The organism is Mucilaginibacter sp. SMC90 (genome assembly GCF_022811725.1).
In the GTDB taxonomy this organism is placed as follows: domain Bacteria; phylum Bacteroidota; class Bacteroidia; order Sphingobacteriales; family Sphingobacteriaceae; genus Mucilaginibacter.
The window spans coordinates 1,481,552-1,499,406 of the sequence record NZ_CP094527.1; the positions used below are offsets into that span (position 1 = coordinate 1,481,552).

At 41.7% G+C, this 17,855-nt stretch carries 18 protein-coding genes; all 18 read left to right on the plus strand.

What is annotated here, in order from left to right; all coding sequences use genetic code 11:
• The 18 genes from MTO98_RS06470 (at position 1) to MTO98_RS06555 (ending at position 17,853) form a co-directional block, all read left to right on the plus strand.
• On the plus strand, positions 1–1,695 hold the full coding sequence (locus MTO98_RS06470) for a hypothetical protein (RefSeq protein ID WP_243485795.1): 1,695 nt from the start codon (positions 1–3) through the stop codon (positions 1,693–1,695).
• Positions 1,696–1,874: 179 nt separating this feature from the next.
• Positions 1,875–2,246 (plus strand): NADH-quinone oxidoreductase subunit A, encoded by a 372-nt coding sequence (locus MTO98_RS06475; RefSeq protein WP_091217156.1) that lies wholly within the window; start codon positions 1,875–1,877, stop codon positions 2,244–2,246.
• A gap of 124 nt (positions 2,247–2,370) precedes the next feature.
• Positions 2,371–2,913, plus strand: a complete 543-nt coding sequence (locus MTO98_RS06480) for an NADH-quinone oxidoreductase subunit B (RefSeq protein ID WP_091175781.1) — start codon at positions 2,371–2,373, stop codon at positions 2,911–2,913.
• Positions 2,913–3,416, plus strand: a complete 504-nt coding sequence (locus tag MTO98_RS06485; RefSeq protein ID WP_243485796.1) for an NADH-quinone oxidoreductase subunit C — start codon at positions 2,913–2,915, stop codon at positions 3,414–3,416. Before MTO98_RS06480 ends, MTO98_RS06485 begins: the two co-directional genes overlap by 1 nt.
• Before the next feature lie 116 nt (positions 3,417–3,532).
• Positions 3,533–4,744: an NADH-quinone oxidoreductase subunit D gene (locus MTO98_RS06490; protein WP_243485797.1), complete on the plus strand. Its 1,212-nt coding sequence runs from the start codon at positions 3,533–3,535 to the stop codon at positions 4,742–4,744.
• Positions 4,737–5,261, plus strand: coding sequence for an NAD(P)H-dependent oxidoreductase subunit E (gene nuoE / locus MTO98_RS06495; protein WP_121224146.1), 525 nt, complete (start codon positions 4,737–4,739; stop codon positions 5,259–5,261). Before MTO98_RS06490 ends, nuoE begins: the two co-directional genes overlap by 8 nt.
• A gap of 3 nt (positions 5,262–5,264) precedes the next feature.
• Positions 5,265–6,623 (plus strand): NADH-quinone oxidoreductase subunit NuoF, encoded by a 1,359-nt coding sequence (nuoF, locus tag MTO98_RS06500; RefSeq protein WP_112575916.1) that lies wholly within the window; start codon positions 5,265–5,267, stop codon positions 6,621–6,623.
• Positions 6,624–6,784: 161 nt separating this feature from the next.
• Entirely contained in the window at positions 6,785–7,774 is a 990-nt protein-coding gene (locus MTO98_RS06505; RefSeq protein ID WP_371825407.1) for a 2Fe-2S iron-sulfur cluster-binding protein, read from the plus strand.
• Complete coding sequence (nuoH, locus tag MTO98_RS06510; protein WP_243485798.1) at positions 7,774–8,817, plus strand: NADH-quinone oxidoreductase subunit NuoH; 1,044 nt, start codon at positions 7,774–7,776, stop codon at positions 8,815–8,817. Before MTO98_RS06505 ends, nuoH begins: the two co-directional genes overlap by 1 nt.
• A gap of 4 nt (positions 8,818–8,821) precedes the next feature.
• The gene (locus MTO98_RS06515; protein ID WP_091217133.1) at positions 8,822–9,319 is read left to right on the plus strand and encodes an NADH-quinone oxidoreductase subunit I; all 498 of its coding nucleotides are present in this window, start codon (positions 8,822–8,824) and stop codon (positions 9,317–9,319) included.
• A gap of 57 nt (positions 9,320–9,376) precedes the next feature.
• Positions 9,377–9,880 (plus strand): NADH-quinone oxidoreductase subunit J, encoded by a 504-nt coding sequence (locus MTO98_RS06520; protein ID WP_243485799.1) that lies wholly within the window; start codon positions 9,377–9,379, stop codon positions 9,878–9,880.
• Positions 9,880–10,209, plus strand: coding sequence for an NADH-quinone oxidoreductase subunit NuoK (gene nuoK / locus MTO98_RS06525; RefSeq protein ID WP_090533902.1), 330 nt, complete (start codon positions 9,880–9,882; stop codon positions 10,207–10,209). Before MTO98_RS06520 ends, nuoK begins: the two co-directional genes overlap by 1 nt.
• Before the next feature lie 197 nt (positions 10,210–10,406).
• The gene (gene nuoL / locus MTO98_RS06530) at positions 10,407–12,320 is read left to right on the plus strand and encodes an NADH-quinone oxidoreductase subunit L (RefSeq protein ID WP_243485800.1); all 1,914 of its coding nucleotides are present in this window, start codon (positions 10,407–10,409) and stop codon (positions 12,318–12,320) included.
• 25 nt (positions 12,321–12,345) lie between these two features.
• Positions 12,346–13,821 carry a NuoM family protein gene (locus MTO98_RS06535; RefSeq protein ID WP_243485801.1) on the plus strand — a complete coding sequence of 492 codons (1,476 nt, stop codon included), beginning with the start codon at positions 12,346–12,348 and terminating at the stop codon, positions 13,819–13,821.
• A gap of 22 nt (positions 13,822–13,843) precedes the next feature.
• Positions 13,844–15,226 carry an NADH-quinone oxidoreductase subunit N gene (locus tag MTO98_RS06540; RefSeq protein WP_243485802.1) on the plus strand — a complete coding sequence of 461 codons (1,383 nt, stop codon included), beginning with the start codon at positions 13,844–13,846 and terminating at the stop codon, positions 15,224–15,226.
• Positions 15,227–15,281: 55 nt separating this feature from the next.
• Positions 15,282–15,926 carry a DedA family protein gene (locus MTO98_RS06545; protein WP_243485803.1) on the plus strand — a complete coding sequence of 215 codons (645 nt, stop codon included), beginning with the start codon at positions 15,282–15,284 and terminating at the stop codon, positions 15,924–15,926.
• Between the two features lie 33 nt (positions 15,927–15,959).
• The gene (locus MTO98_RS06550) at positions 15,960–16,508 is read left to right on the plus strand and encodes an inorganic diphosphatase (protein ID WP_243485804.1); all 549 of its coding nucleotides are present in this window, start codon (positions 15,960–15,962) and stop codon (positions 16,506–16,508) included.
• A 4-nt stretch (positions 16,509–16,512) separates the two neighbouring features.
• Positions 16,513–17,853 (plus strand): hemolysin family protein, encoded by a 1,341-nt coding sequence (locus MTO98_RS06555; RefSeq protein WP_243485805.1) that lies wholly within the window; start codon positions 16,513–16,515, stop codon positions 17,851–17,853.
• Positions 17,854–17,855 lie beyond the last annotated feature (2 nt).

Genomic DNA, 17,855 nt, shown 5'->3' on the forward strand with positions numbered 1-17,855 from the left:
ATGAAAATGATCAGTAAAATAGCTAAGGCTTCATTAGGACTGGTATTTTTAGGTTCATCATCAGTTTTTGCGCAAAGTCTTGCCGACGCCAAAAAAGCTATTGACGCCGAACAATATCAGAAAGCAGAGTCGATGCTCAAAACGCTTACTACAACTCAGCCAACTAAAGACGAAAATTTCTTTTATCTGGGTTGGGTGTACATTAAACAGGACTATTCTGACTCGGCGAAAGTCGTTTTCAATAAGGGGATTGCTGCAAATCCAAAATCAGCATTAAACTATGCAGGTTTAGGTGCTGTTGCCCGTTTAGATAAGGATAATGCCGGTGTTACAACTAATTTTAACCAGGCTGTTTCTTTAGCCGGTAAGGATGTAAAACCTTACACTTATGTGGGTTTATCTTATTTACTGCCTACAACTTCTGATAAGAAAGTAGCGCCTGCTGATGCAGATGCTGCAATTGCAGTACTTACTAAAGGAAAAGCTATTAATGCAAAAGACGTTGATTTGCTTATTGCATTAGGTGATGCTTACCGTTCTGTATTAAAAAGCAATGAAGCTTATTCAAACTATTCTGACGCTTCTACGATTGATCCTAAAAACCCTGCTGCTAAAGTTGCAACAGGCGTATTGTATAAGTTTGCAAACAACTTTGAAGGTTCTGAGCAGCAATATAAAGACGCTTTGGCTATCAACGCAAACTATGGCCCTGCTTACCGCGAATGGGCTGAAACGGATTTACGCTGGTCATTAACTGATCCTAAAATGGCTTCAGCTAAAATTAAAGAGGCTGTTGATCATTACAAACAATACCTGAGCTTAACTGATCAGTCGGTAGAGTCTCAAATGCGTTATGCCGACTTCCTGATCCTTGCAGGCGATTACAAAACCTTACAGCAGGTTGCAACTGATCTTTCAAAATCAGCAAGCACCAATGCAAGGGTTTATCGTTATCTGGCTTATGCCGCTTACGAAAACAAAGATTATCCTGCAGGTTTAACTGCAATTAATACCTGGTTCCAGAAAGCCGATCCAAAACGTATCATCCCTCGCGATTATTTATACCAAGGCCGCTTGCAGATGGCTTCGGGTCAGGATTCGGTAGGTATTAATACCCTGAAAAAAGCTTTAGAGCTTGACAGTACCCAAACTGACGTTTACGGTGAAATTGCTAAAGCTTTATATCACCAGAAAAAATACGAGCAGGCAGGTGATGCTTACCGCCAGGTTACTTTAAAAGCCGGTCATAACGTAAAACTTACCGACTATTTTTACGAAGGTATCAGCTATTATTTTGGTTATGACGAAAAGAAACCAAATGCTGATTCATTGCTTGTAAGGGCCGATTCAGCGTTTAGCTATGTAAACCAAAAAAGCCCAACCACAGCTGATGGTTACCTTTACCGTGCTTATGTTAACGATATGAAAGAAAAAGATCGTAACAACATTAACGGTTATGCCAAGCCATTTTATGAAAAATATATTGAGCTTGTAAATGCTAAAGGTGCACCAGACGATAAAACTAAGAAGAGCCTTGCAAACGCTTATGTTTACTTAGGTACTTACTATGAGTTTAAAGAAAAGGATGATGCTAAAGCAACTGAAAACTTCACCAAAGCAAGGGAAAATGACCCTACCAATAAACAAGCTGTAGCCTTTTTCCAACGCAAGGGCGGAGCCGGTAAAAGCAAATAACATTATATCTTAACAGATATGAAAGGCCCCTTGAAAAAGGGGCCTTTTTTTGTTTGCCCTATTTAAGTAATTGATTTATTAAGGCAATTTGTTATCAAGATTGGTAATGAATTGCAGAAATGATTAATAACCTTATAAATCGCACTTTTTTATTATTAAGGCATTAGTATATTTGCAGCATGGAAGCACAAAGTTTACCGGTTAATTATTTACCCATCATATTTCAAATGTTGGTGGCTTTAGGGTTTGTGGTAACAACAATGTTTGTAACACATAAGATTGGGCCCAAAAGAAAAACAAAAGACAAGCTGACCCCATTTGAGTCGGGTATTGAGGTGGTGGGTAATGCGCGTACACCTATCTCCATTAAATACTTTCTTGTCGCCATCTTGTTTGTGCTGTTTGATGTGGAAGTGATCTTCATGTATCCATGGGCTGTAAATTTTAAGGCTTTAGGTACTACCGGTCTTATTGAAATGTTCATTTTCATGGCTACACTTTTGCTGGGTTTTATCTACGTAATAAAAAAAGGCGCTTTAGATTGGGATTAAATTTAGATTGATTCTAAATATACCCCCTGTACGCCTATAGTGTACATTTTACATCGTTATTATTGTAAATTTGCTCCCATTATCCACATTTAGTGGATAGTGGTTTCTCTATCAATTTAGTTCAATGAGTGATATTCAATTAGTTGATGCCCCTGCCGGAGTTGAAGGCGCTGGGTTTTTTGCTACCTCGCTTGATAAAGTAATAGGTATAGCACGCTCAAATTCATTATGGCCTTTACCTTTTGCCACTTCATGCTGCGGTATCGAGTTTATGGCAACCATGGCATCTCACTATGATCTTTCGCGTTTTGGTGCTGAGCGTTTGAGCTTTTCACCACGTCAGGCCGATTTATTAATGGTTATGGGCACAATAGCCAAAAAAATGGCTCCTGTGCTTCGCCAGGTATATCTGCAAATGGCCGAGCCCCGTTGGGTAATGGCTGTTGGCGCATGTGCATCAAGCGGTGGTATATTTGATACCTACTCCGTTTTGCAAGGTATTGACGAGGTTATCCCTGTAGATGTTTATGTACCGGGCTGCCCGCCAAGGCCTGAAGCCATTATTGATGGTTTTATGAATATTCAGGAACTGGTAAAAACAGAATCGCTGCGCCGCAGAAACGAGCCTAAATACCAGGAGTTATTAGCTAAATACGGGATTCAATAATGGCTGTTATACCCAACGAAGACATAATAAAGGCAATAGGCGATAAGTTTGCCGATTTAGTGACCGTTATTGGCGAACCTTATGGTTTGTTAACAGTTGAAACCGGTCGCGAACAGATCATCGATCTGCTTACCTTTTTGAAAACAGATCCGGCGTTTAAATTTACTTTTTTAACAGATATTACCGGCATTCATTATCCTGAGCAGGAAAAGCAAACAGGTGTTATTTATCACCTGCATAGCTTGACTACAAACACACGGATCAGGATCAAAGTATTCCTGACCGATGGTGATGTACATATACCAACTGCTACTGTGCTTTGGGATGGCGCTAACTGGATGGAACGCGAAACTTATGACTTTTTCGGAGTAATATTTGATGGTCATCCTGATCTTCGCCGTATTTTAAATGTTGACGACATGACTGCTTTCCCAATGCGCAAGGAGTTTCCGTTGGAAGATCCTAATCGTGTTGACAAGAAAGATTTCTATTTCGGAAGATAGTATATTATAGAATCAAGAAATTGGAATAAAGAAACAAGAATTTGGGAGTTAGAAGCAGGTACAAGTCTTATCTTGATTCCTGACTTCCTGATTCCTGACTCTAATTAACGATACTGATGCAAAATCATCCTGTATATACAGATAACGATCCGCAAAGCGAGCTTTCAACCCTAAACCTGGGCCCAACACACCCTGCAACCCACGGTGTGTTCCAAAACGTGCTTCAGCTTGATGGCGAGCGTATTGTTAGCGGTGTATCAACCATTGGTTATATCCACCGCGCATTTGAAAAAATTGCCGAACACAGGCCATTTTACCAGATCACCCCACTTACCGACCGTTTAAACTATTGCTCGTCGCCTATTAACAATATGGGATGGCACATGACGGTTGAAAAACTTTTAAATATCCAAACGCCGAAACGTGTAGATTATCTGCGTGTAATTGTAATGGAACTTGCCCGTATTGCTGATCACATTGTTTGTAACGGTGTATTAGGTGTTGATACAGGCGCTTTTACAGGCTTCCTTTATATGATGGAGCAGCGTGAGGCTATTTATGAAATATATGAAGAGGTTTGCGGCTCGCGTCTTACAACTAACATTGGCCGTATAGGTGGTTTTGAGCGTAATTTCAATAGCCGTGCCTTTGATAAATTGCGCGCGTTTTTAAAGAACTACCCTAAAACTCTTAAAGAGTTTGAAGGCTTGTTTAACCGTAACAGGATCTTCGTTGACCGTACCCGTGATGTAGCTGCCGTGACTGCTGAGACTGCTTTGAGCTACAGCTGGACAGGCCCGCTTTTGCGTGCTGCAGGTGTGGATTATGATGTAAGGGCTATGAACCCATATTCATCATACGAGGATTTTGAATTTGAAGTGCCAGTTGGCGACAATGGCGATGTTTACAGCCGCTTTTTGGTTCGCAACGAAGAAATGTGGCAAAGCTTAAGGATTATTGAGCAGGCATTGGCCAAGCTTGATAAAGAGCCAAGCGACATTTTCCATGCCGATGTTCCTGAATTTTACCTGCCTCCAAAAGAGGAAGTATATAATAACATGGAAGCTTTGATCTATCACTTTAAAATTGTGATGGGCGAAATTCCAACCCCAACTACCGAGGTTTATCATTCGGTTGAAGGTGCTAACGGTGAACTTGGTTTTTACCTGGTTAACGACGGTGGCCGTTCGCCATACCGTTTGCATTTCCGCAGGCCAAGCTTCATCAACTACCAGATGTATGCGCCAATGAGCCGTGGTATGTTATTATCAGATGCTATTATTAACATGAGTAGTTTAAACGTTATAGCCGGAGAGTTAGATGCTTAGAGTTGACGAAGCTCAGGAACCGGTTGAATTTTCGCCGGTACTGATCAGCAAATTTGATGAAATAGTTAGCCGTTATCCGCAGGGAAAACAAAAATCGGGCTTATTGCCAATCCTTCACCTGGTACAGGCCGAATTTGGTTGGGTAAGCGCGCCTGCAATGGATAAGGTTGCCGAATATTTGAGCATATTACCTATCGAGGTGTATGAGGTTGCTACATTTTATACCATGTACTTTTTACGCCCGCAGGGCAAGTACGTACTGGAAGTTTGCCGCACAAGTGGTTGCTGCCTGGTAGGTGCCGAAAAGATCATGGATCATATTGAGGAAACCCTTGGCGTAAAAGAAGGTGAAGTTACTCCCGACGGCTTATTTAGCTGGAGAGGGGTGGAGTGCCTTGCTGCCTGTGGTTTTGGCCCGGTATTACAGATTGGCCCTGAATATACTTTTTATGAAAACCTGACCAATGAATCGGTAGATAAGTTGATCAGCGATTTAAAAGCGAAAGCTAAGAATTAAATTATGGGACGGAAACTACTTTTAGAACATATAAACGTACCCGGCATCAATACATTTGATGTTTACCGCTCAAAAGGTGGCTATGCTTCTGTCGAGAAGGCATTAAAAACCATGTCGCCCGAAGCGATTGTTGAGGAGGTTAAAAAATCAGGTCTGCGCGGCCGTGGCGGTGCAGGTTTCCCTACAGGTATGAAGTGGAGCTTTTTGGCTAAACCCGAAGGCGTAGCACGTTACCTGGTTTGTAATGGCGACGAATCGGAGCCGGGAACTTTTAAAGACCGTTATCTGATGACCTATATCCCTCACTTGTTAATTGAGGGAATGATCGTATCGAGCTTTGCGCTTGGTGCTAATACATCATATATCTACCTGCGCGGTGAAATGATGCCACAGGTAAGGATCCTGGAAAGGGCCATTGCCGAAGCTAAGGCAAAAGGCTTTTTAGGAAAAAACATATTAGGTACCGGTTACGATCTTGAACTTTATGTTCAACCGGGTGGTGGCGCTTACATCTGCGGTGAAGAAACTGCGTTGTTAGAGTCATTGGAAGGTAAACGTGGTAACCCGCGTATCAAACCGCCATTCCCAGCTATTGCCGGTTTATATGGCTGCCCTACAGTTGTTAACAACGTTGAATCAATTGCTGCTGTTGTGCCTATCATTAATGAAGGCGGCGACGAGTATGCTAAAATAGGTATCGGTCGTAGTACAGGTACTAAATTGATCTCTGCAGGTGGTAACCTGAAAAAACCGGGAGTTTATGAAATTGAACTCGGTGTACCTGTTGAAGAATTTATTTATTCGGATGAGTATTGCGGTGGTATCGCCAACGGCAAACGCCTGAAAGCTGTTGTTGCCGGTGGTTCATCGGTGCCGATTTTACCGGCCAACCTGATCCTGAAAACTATCAATAACGAAGCCCGTTTGATGAGCTATGAGTCATTATCTGACGGTGGCTTTGTGAGTGGTACTATGTTGGGTTCGGGTGGTTTCATCGCTTACGATGAAGATGCCTGTATCGTACGTAATACCTGGAACTTCGCCCGTTTTTATCACCACGAAAGCTGCGGACAGTGTTCGCCTTGTCGTGAAGGTACCGGCTGGATGGAAAAAGTATTACATCGCCTGGAGTATGGTCATGGCAAAATGAGCGACATGGACCTGCTGGTTGATGTGTCTAAGAAAATAGAAGGAAATACCATTTGTCCGCTGGGTGATGCGGCAGCATGGCCGGTGGCCAGTGCTATCCGCCATTTCAGGGATGAGTTTGAGTGGCATGTAACTAACGCAAGCGAAGCAACTTCAAGAAACTATGGTTTGGCACATTATGCTGATCCGTTGAAAGTTGTAGAGACTGCGTAAATATATAACCGTATGTCATTGCGAGCGGAGCGTGGCAATCTCGTTGCATGAAGAGCAGAGCTACGAGATTGCTTTGTGCCTCGAAATGACATAATGGTTAAGCTTTAATTTGAAAGCCAGGAAATTTAGAAATTAACAAACGACGTTATTATTAAATGTCAATGAAAGTAACAATAGACGGAATAACCGTTGATGTAGAACCCGGAACAAGCATCCTGAATGCCGCAAGGCAAATCGGGGGCGATATTGTTCCGCCTGCTATGTGCTATTACTCTAAGCTGGCAGGTAGTGGCGGTAAATGCCGTACCTGTTTGGTTAAGGTTACCAAAGGATCTGAAAAAGATCCGCGCCCTATGCCTAAACTGGTGGCTTCATGTCGTACCGGTGTGATGGATGGGATGGAGGTACAAAATATTACTTCGCCTGAGGTTGTTGAAGCCCGTAAAGGTGTAGTGGAGATGTTGCTGATCAACCACCCCCTTGATTGCCCTGTGTGCGATCAGGCTGGCGAATGTCATTTGCAAGATCTTGGTTTTGAACACGGTGCGGCTAAAACCCGCTACGAGTTTGACCGCCGCACATTTGAAAAAATTGATATCGGCGATAAGATCCAGCTGCACATGACCCGTTGCATCCTTTGCTACCGTTGCGTGTTCACTGCCGATCAGATCACCAATACCCGTTTACACGGTATCCTGAACAGGGGCGATCATTCTGAAATTTCTACTTATATCAGCAAAGCTGTCGATAATGATTTTTCAGGTAACGTAATTGATGTTTGCCCGGTAGGTGCATTAACTGATAAAACTTTCCGCTTTAAAAACCGTGTATGGTTCACCAAACCGGTTGAAGCACACCGCGATTGCGATAAATGCTGTGGTAAAGTTACTTTATGGTACAAAGGTGAGGATGTGATCAGGGTAACCGGCCGTAAAGATGTTTATGGCGAGGTTGAAGAATTTATCTGTAACACCTGCCGCTTCGACAAAAAGAAAACTGCCGATTGGGTAATTGAAGGCCCACGTAAGGTATCACATCAATCGGTGATCAGTGCTAACCATTACGAGTTTACGCCGCTGCCGGTTGTTAAAACCAACCCGGCACTGATGGAAGCCAATAAAGAACAATTTGAAAGGGAGACCCGCTTATAATGGAAACCGCAGATTTAATATTCAGAATAGTACTGATCGTTGTGATTTTCGCTATCAGCCTGGTTGTAGCTATGTACTCAACTTATGCCGAGCGTAAAGTTGCTGCATTTTTCCAGGATAGGATAGGCCCTAACCGCGCAGGCCCATGGGGTATTTTACAGCCCCTTGCCGATGGTGGTAAGATGTTTTTGAAAGAAGAGATCATTCCTACAAATGCTACAGGCTTCCTATTTATTGTTGGCCCTTCGCTGGCTATTTTAACTGCTTGTATCGGTTCGGCTGTTATTCCATGGGGATCGGCTATCCAAATCGGTGGTCGTACTTTTGATCTTCAGGTTACCGATATCAACGTAGGTGTACTTTATATTTTTGGTGTAGTATCATTAGGTGTTTATGGCATCATGATAGGTGGTTGGGCATCAAACAATAAATATTCATTATTAGGCGCTATCCGCGCTGCATCGCAAAATATCAGCTACGAAATTTCGATGGGTTTATCCATCATCGCTTTACTGATGCTTACCGGTACATTAAGCCTTAAAGAAATTGCCGAACAACAGCATGGCTTTCACTGGAATGTTTGGAGGCAACCACTTGGTTTTATCCTGTTCCTGATTTGTGCCTTTGCCGAAACCAACCGTTCACCATTCGATTTACCTGAGTGCGAAACCGAGCTTGTAGGCGGTTACCATACCGAGTATTCATCAATGAAATTAGGTTTTTACCTTTTTGCCGAGTATATCAACATGTTTATCTCATCGGCAGTAATGGCTACCCTGTATTGGGGTGGTTATAACTACCCTTTTATGGATGATATGGCTGTATGGTTTAGTCCAAATACAGCGGCTATAGTTGGTGTTGTTATATTATTCGGTAAAATCTTCTTTTCTATCTTCTTCTTCATGTGGGTACGCTGGACAATCCCGCGTTTCCGTTATGACCAGTTGATGGACCTGGGCTGGAAGATATTAATACCGCTGGCTATTGCCAATATAGTGCTTACCGGCGTGGGCAGCACATTACTTACACACTTTGGATATTAATCAAATGGAATCATTAAGCAATAAGCGAAAAGTACTGGAAGTTAAGCCACTCACCTTATTGGAGCGCGCTTATCTGCCTGTTATTGTTGGCGGCCTGGCCACAACAATGAAACACTTCTTCAAAAAGCCGGTAACCATCAGTTATCCTGAAGAAAAACGTGAGTTTTCGGAGAATTTCCGTGGTATGCACTCTTTAAAACGTGATGAAAACGGTAAAGAGCGTTGCACAGCCTGTGGCCTTTGTGCATTGTCATGCCCTGCAGAAGCTATTACCATGACAGCTGCGGAACGCCAGAAAGGTGAAGAGCATTTATATCGCGAAGAGAAATACGCTGCTGTTTATGAAATTAACATGCTGCGTTGCATTTTCTGCGGTTTATGTGAAGAGGCCTGCCCTAAGGAAGCTATTTATCTTGACGGTGATATTGTTCCTGCCGACTACTTAAGGAAGGATTTTATTTACGGTAAAGACAAATTAGTAGAAGCGCCCTTAAATCAATAAAGAAGTTTTATACCTTTGCCCTGCCTAAAAGGGTAAAGGTATTTTGTAAATAAAAACATGAGTACATTTTACTTCATCGCATTTTTGTCCATATTCTTTTCGATATTGGTAATCTCGGCCAAAAACCCGGTACATAGTATCCTATATCTGATCCTCACTTTCTTTACTTTCACCATCCACTATATTTTGCTTAACGCGCAATTTTTGGCGATTGTAAATTTCATTGTATACATGGGCGCTATACTCGTATTGTTCCTGTATACGCTGATGCTTATCAACCTTAATAAGGAATCGGAGCCTGTAAAGCCATTTATGGTTAAAATAGCGGGCGTTTTTGGTGGTGGTATATTAGCTGTTGCTGTTGCGTCATCACTTAAACTGATTGGTACATCAAACCCGGTGTTATTACAAAACCCTGAGTTAGGTCTTGTAAAAAACCTGGGTAAGGTATTGTTCAACGAATTTTTATTGCCTTTTGAAGTATCGTCGGTATTGTTGTTATCAGCAATGGTAGGCGCGGTATTATTGGCTACTAAAGAAAAAGAACCTAAAGCAGCATAATGGAAAGTTTAACAAATACTATGCACGCCGTGCCGCTTAATCATTACATACTGTTAAGCACAATTATTTTTGCAATAGGCGTAATGGGCGTATTAATCCGCCGTAATGCTATCGTGATCTTCATGTCGGTTGAGTTGATGCTTAACTCGGTTAACCTTTTGCTTACCGCATTTTCGGTATACAGGGGCGATGCTACCGGGCAGGTGTTCGTATTTTTTATCATGGCGCTGGCCGCTGCCGAAGTTGCAGTAGGTTTGGCTATCATCGTGATGATCTATCGTAACACTAACTCAATTGATATCAACGTACTGAACAGGTTGAAGTGGTAGGTTTTGATTTCGGATTTCGGAATTTCGATTTCGGAATTGAATGATTGACTGAATAAAAAATATTAAACGTCATTGCGAGGTACGAAGCAATCCCCAACTATACAGATATGTTTGAAAGGGGCTACTTTAATCTTGGTAATGAAGGATCTGATAATTAAAAACGTATAACGTAACACGTAAAACGTACAACATCGAACATGGATAAATATATCTGGCTTATTCCTATATTACCGTTAGCCGGTTTTGTTATAAACGGACTTGGCCGTAATTCATTATCAAAAAGTGTAATTGGCTTTATTGGCAGTTTACTGGTACTGGTATCATTTGGTTTAAGTCTTGCGGTTTTCTTCCAGGTAAAATCAACTGGTGTAGCCATCAACGTTAACTACTTTACATGGTTTGCAGTTGGTGCATTGAAATTTCCTTTCGCATTTATGATCGATCAGTTAAGTGCTATCATGCTGCTGATCATAACAGGCGTTGGTTTCCTAATCCACCTGTATTCAATCGGCTATATGCATGATGACGAAGGTTTCGGAAAGTTTTTTGCTTACCTGAACCTGTTCGTTTTCTTCATGCTGCTGCTGGTTTTAGGCTCAAACTACCTCATCATGTTTATTGGATGGGAAGGTGTAGGTTTATGCTCATACCTGCTTATCGGTTTCTGGTTTACCAACCCTGATTATGCCGATGCCGCCAAGAAGGCCTTCGTGATGAACCGTATCGGTGACCTTGGCTTTTTGTTAGGCATATTCACTATCATTTACGTTTTTGGCAGTATTCAGTTTGCAGAAGTGTTTCCGAAAGCAGCTGTCATGAAATCAGGTACCGGCCCGCTTTATATCATTACCATATTATTGTTTATCGGTGCCTGCGGTAAATCAGCACAATTACCATTATTTACCTGGTTGCCTGACGCAATGGCCGGCCCAACTCCGGTTTCGGCTTTGATCCACGCTGCTACCATGGTTACGGCAGGTATCTATATGATTGCCCGTTCAAACATATTCTACACGTTGTCACCTTTTACTATGGATATCATAGCTTATATAGGTTTGGCAACGGCACTTATTGCAGCACTTATAGCATTAACACAAACAGATATTAAAAAGGTGTTGGCTTATTCAACAGTATCACAATTGGGGTACATGTTTTTAGGCCTGGGTGTTGGTGCTTATACCGGTGCTTTCTTCCACGTGTTAACACACGCTTTCTTTAAAGCTTTATTATTCCTTGGTGCTGGTTCTGTGATCCACGCCATGAGCGGTGAACAGGATATGCGTAAGATGGGTGGGTTAAAAGGAAAGATCAAAACTACTTTCACCACCATGATGATTGGTACAGTAGCTATTGCCGGTATTCCTCCGCTTGCAGGCTTCTTTTCAAAAGACGAAATATTAGCACAAGCTTACGCGCATAGCCCTGTATTTTGGGCTGTAGGTGTATTAACTGCAATGTTAACTTCATTCTATATGTTCAGGATGATGTACCTTACATTTTACGGAAAATTCCGTGGTACACATGAGCAGGAGCATCATTTGCATGAATCGCCTCCAACAATGACAATACCGCTTATTGTGTTAGCTATCCTTTCAATTTTAGGTGGTTTTATAGGTGTACCGGAAGTATTACACGGACATCATGAACTGGCACATTTCCTTGAGCCTGTTTTCCACAAATCAAACGAAATTTTGGGCGAGCATCATTTATCTGAATCGCTTGAGTATGCATTAATGGGTACTTCGGTAGTGCTTGCTTTAGCTGCTATGGCTTATGCCTATATGAAATATGCTAAAAACGGTAGTGTACCAGTTGCAGATACCGAAGAGCGTCCGGCACTTACCAGTTTATCATACCACAAATTTTACCTGGATGAGCTTTACGATCTGATAGTTCGTAAACCACTCGACTGGCTTTCAACCTTCTTCTATAATGTTATAGATCGTTTAGGTATTGACGGTTTGGTGAACGGGATTGGCAGGGGAACAATTGAAACCAGTAAAGGCCTGCGCCTGCTGCAAACAGGTAACGTAGGTTTCTACATATTCATAATGGTACTGGGAATTATAGCGGTACTACTGTATAGCGTATTTGGATTAACTAAAATATAAACGATAAGCGTTTAGCAACATAAAAATGACCGTTAGTATATTACTTTTTTTGCCAATAGTTGCCGCCGTTATAGTTGCCCTGCTTAAAAATGGGATAGCTAAGCATGCAGCATTATTTTTCTCTGTTGCCCAACTGGTAATAGCGCTTATATTTTTAAGCAAGTTTGTTCCGGATGCATCAACTCAGTTTGTTATTGATGTGCCGTGGATCAGCAGTTTTGGAATTTACTTTAGTGCGGGTATTGATGGGATCAGCATGGTGTTGGTTTTATTAACATCGGTGCTTGTACCGTTAATTATTTTAACAACCTATCAGCACCAGTATAAAAGCGAAGGAGCTTTTTATGGCCTCATTTTATTTATGCAGGCAGGTATGCTGGTTGTATTTACCGCCCTCGACGGATTCTTATTCTACGTTGGATGGGAAGCCGCATTGATCCCTATTTACTTTATATGCGCCCTTTGGGGAGGTGAAAACCGGATCCGCGTCACCATTAAGTTTTTCATTTATACGTTTGCCGGTTCGCTGTTTATGCTGGTAGGTATTATCTACCTGTACCTGCAATCGCCTGATAAAACATTCGACATCCACAATTTCTATAAAATGACTTTGGATGTTAAACATCAGAGCTGGATCTTCTGGGCGTTTTTCCTGGCGTTCGCTATCAAAATGCCGTTGTTCCCGTTCCATACCTGGCAGCCCGACACTTATACCGAAGCGCCATCAGGCGGTACCATGATGTTATCGGGTATCATGTTGAAAATGGGTATTTACGGTGCAATTCGCTGGATGATCCCTAACGCCCCGCTTGGTTTTTTCCACTTCCAGACTTTGGCCATGATCCTTGGCGTTATCGGTGTGGTATATGCATCAATTATCGCTTTTAAACAAAAGGATGGTAAACGACTGGTAGCCTATTCATCAATAGCTCACGTTGGTTTAATAGCCGCAGGTATTTTTGCGTGGAACATTGGCGGCGTTCAGGGTGCCATGATCCAGATGCTTAACCACGGGATTAACGTTGTTGGTATGTTCTTTATCTGGGATATCATCAGCCGCAGGTTAAATACCCGTGAGATAGATCAGCTTGGCGGCATTGCTAAAGTTGCTCCTAAATTTGCAATTGCTTTCCTTATTATCTTATTAGGTACAGTAGGTTTACCGCTTACCAATGGTTTTATCGGTGAGTTTTTACTGTTGAAAGGTGTATTTGATTTTAGCGTGCACCATTATATGAATCTGGTGTTGGCGTCTGCTGCTGGACTTACTATCATCTTTGGTGCAGTTTACATGTTGCGCCTTTACAAAAATGTAATGCAGGGCGAAACTAATGCGCTTACTGCAACTTTTGCTGATATAAGTGGTTCTGAGCAATTAACGTTAGGGATCATTTGCGCCCTTGTAATTGTATTAGGTGTTTACCCTCAGCCTATTCTGCATATCTCTGAAGCTGCGGTAACACAGCTGGTGAGTCAGATAAGTTCAAAGTTAACAATGTAGGTTTAAGATTTTAAAGAAAAGAATGAATACTATAATCATCATATCTGTTTTACCTATAGTGCTACTGTATTTAGGGTTATATAAAGCGCAAAAGGCTTTGTTACCTGTTACTGTTATAGGTTTACTGGCTGCATTAGGTTGTGCAATTTGCCAATGGACTGCAAAAGATACAGCCGAACCGCTTTACACCGGCATGCTCTTGTTCAATAATTTTTCTGTTGTATTTTCAAGTGTTACCATCATATCTACCATACTGATCCTGCTGCTTTCAAAGGGATACTTTGAACGCATCAGCAGGCACACTGCCGAGTATTATGCTATTATCCTGTTTTCGTTGGCTGGCATCATCGTTATGGTGTCGTTTAACAACCTGGTAATGCTGTTTATCGGTATCGAGATCATGTCTGTTAGTTTATACATTTTGGCAGGTATTAAAAAGAGTGACTTTGCATCAAATGAAGCTGCTCTGAAATACTTCCTGATGGGGGCTTTTTCAACCGGCTTCCTGCTGTTTGGTATGGCGCTGTTATACGGATCGTCGGGTTCATTTAATATGGACGCCATAAGGGAATATGTAATCAACCATCCCCATATCGACCCTATGTTTTATACAGGTATAGCCCTTCTTATTGTAGGTTTATGCTTTAAAGTAGGTGCTGCTCCTTTCCATTTCTGGACGCCGGATGTATACGAAGGTGCACCTACGTTGATTACTGCTTTTATGTCTACAGTGGTTAAAACTGCAGGCTTCGCAGCGTTCCTCCGTTTGTTCTCTGCTTGTTTCCAGCCATTATCTGATTTTTGGACTCCGATATTACTGGTTATAACTATCATCACATTATTTATCGGCAATATCACCGCATTATATCAGCAAAGCTTTAAACGGATGCTTGCGTTTTCAAGCATCTCGCATGCGGGTTATTTGTTATTTGCTATTGTATCGTTAGGTGCAGCATCTGGTAATTCGGTATTTGTGTATGCTACTGCCTATTCAATCGCTTCGATCATTGCCTTTGGTGGTTTGATATTGGTTCAGCAACAAGGCGGAAGCGATAACTTTGAAAGCTTTAACGGTTTGGGTAAAAAGAACCCCTTCCTTGCATTTGTATTAACCGTGGCCATGCTGTCATTAGCTGGTATACCACTCACTGCTGGTTTCATCGGTAAATTCTTCATGTTTTCGGGAGCAGTAAGCCGTTACCATATCGGCTTGGTTATTATAGCTGTAGTTAATGCTATCATTAGTATCTTCTACTATTTCAGAGTTATCATAGCCATGTATTTCCGTGTCGACGAACGTGCTGAACTAACAGTGCCAGTTTACTACAAAGTTGTATTTGCACTTTCGGCCCTGGCTACAATTCTTATAGGTGTTTATCCCGATCTTATAGCCCGTTTCATATAATCGGTAATGATAACTGCAAATTGATATAATATTTGTAGTTTTACAGATATAGTGAATGGAAAGTTTTTGGGAATACCTTCAAAATTTAACTGACGCTCAATCCATAATAAGCAGGGGTGGTTTTTATCTCTTGCTTATTGTTGTTTTTGCTGAAACCGGTTTATTCTTTGGTTTCTTTTTGCCTGGCGATTACCTGTTGTTTATGGCCGGTTTGTTATGCGCGGCGGGTAAGGTTGATGTATCAATATCTACGCTGGTATTATCATTAATAGGTGCCGGCGTATTAGGCAACTTTACGGGTTATTGGTTTGGTTACCGAACGGGGCCCGTGCTGTTCAATAAAAACGATTCGATCTTTTTTAAGCGGCGGTACGTAGTACTGGCCAGTGAGTTTTACAATAAGCACGGAGGAATGGCGCTTATTTTAGGCAGATTTTTCCCTATTGTTAGAACATTTGCCCCTATATTTGCAGGAGTTGTTAAAGTTGATATCAGGAAGTTTTCGGTCTATAACCTTATAGGCAGCGTAACCTGGGTTTGCGTGTTTACTTTAAGTGGCTTTTTTTTAGGGCGAAGGTTCCCTCAATTAAAAGACTATCTGCAATATATCGTACTTGGACTGATTGTTATTACAACAATTCCCCTGGTTATTGCTTACATTAAGAAACAATTTCGTGATAAAAACGAACATACAGATTAGCTAATAATTTTATATACTATATAATAAAGATAAATGAGTACTCTACATCCATGGCACCAGGTTTCACCGGGAGATAACATTCCTGAAGTAGTAAACGCTATTATTGAAATTCCAAAAGGATCAAAAGCGAAATATGAAATCGACAAGGAGTCGGGCTTGTTAAAGCTTGATCGTGTATTATTTTCATCTGTAATGTACCCGGCTAACTATGGCTTTATTCCTCAAACCTATTGCGATGATAAGGACCCTTTAGATATCCTTGTACTTTGCTCAATTGACGTTTTCCCGATGTCTATCATTGAAGCTAAAGTTGTAGGTGTGATGCACATGGTTGATAACGGTGAGCAGGATGATAAGATCATCGCTGTAGCAAAAAATGATATGTCGGTGAATTACATTAATGATTTAAATGAATTGCCTCCGCATGCCATGACCGAGATCGTTCGCTTTTTTAAGGACTACAAGAAATTGGAAGGCAAAAACGTAACCATCGAACATTTATTAGGTGTACGTTATGCTCATAAAGTGATAGCCGAGAGTTTGGAGCTGTATAAGTCTACGTTCCCTGTGTATCAATCATAAATAAATGGACCCCGCACATTACGAGATTAGTTTATTTTACATTTTCGCTACCATATTTTTGGTGTTACTCAATGGCTTTTTTGTGGCCGCCGAGTTTGCCATGGTGAGGGTTCGGGGTTCGCAAATTGAAATTAAAGCCAAAAGCGGCAGCGGCGTTGCTAAAGTTGCCCGTGGCATACTGCATAATTTAGATGGTTACCTGGCTGCTACACAGCTGGGTATTACCATTGCTTCACTGGCTCTTGGTGTAGTAGGCGAAGAGGTAGCCACAAGCATTGTGATCCGCGCTTTTCTTAGCGTAGGGATAACACTTTCTCCGGGTTACATTACAGCCAGCCATATCCTGGCTTTTAGCTTTATTACTATTATGCATATTGTTTTTGGTGAGCTTGCGCCCAAATCGTTAGCTATCCAAAAATCAGTGCGTACCGTAATGGCTGTTTCATTACCGCTACGTTTTTTCTTTGTGGTTTTCAGGCCTTTTATCTGGGTGCTTAACAACTTTGCAAATTTCATTTTGAAGTTGTTAGGTATAAATGCTGTTGAAGGAGGCGAAACCCATCACAGCTCTGAAGAATTACAGTATCTGCTGGAGCAGGGCAAAGAGACGGGTGCGCTTGATTCAAACGAGCACGAACTGATCCAGAACGTGTTTGATTTTAATGAGCGTGTGGTTAAAAATATCATGGTTCCGCGTACCAAGATCTCGGGGGTAGATATTGCTTCAACCAAACAAGAGTTGCTGGATATGATCATCGATGAGGGATATTCGCGGATGCCGGTTTATGATGATGTGATCGACAAGATCATCGGTATTGTACACGCTAAGGATATTTTACCATTATTGGCCCGTAATGAGGAAATAGTGTTGAAAGATATTATCCGTAAGCCATATTTTATCCCGGAAACCAAAAAGATCAACGATCTGATGGCCGAACTGCAGCAGAAGCGCATCCAGATAGCCATAGTGCTTGATGAATTTGGCGGTACTGCGGGTATGGTAACACTGGAAGATATTGTAGAGGAGCTTGTTGGTGAGATACAGGATGAATACGACGAAGAAAAACCAATTGTTGAAAAGGTGAACGAGCGCGAGTTTATAGTAAATGCCCTTGCGTCTATTTACGATGTAAATGAGCATTTGCCGCATGACTTACCTGAAGACGGCGACTTTGACACTGTATCTGGCTGGCTCGGCGATATTTTTGGAAAGATCCCTGATGTAGGCGAACAGAAGGAATCTAACGGCTATAATATCACCGTACTAAAAAAATCCGACCAAAATATTGAATCAGTTAAACTCGAATTACTGATAAATGAAGAAGATGCAGTAGATTTACACTAATC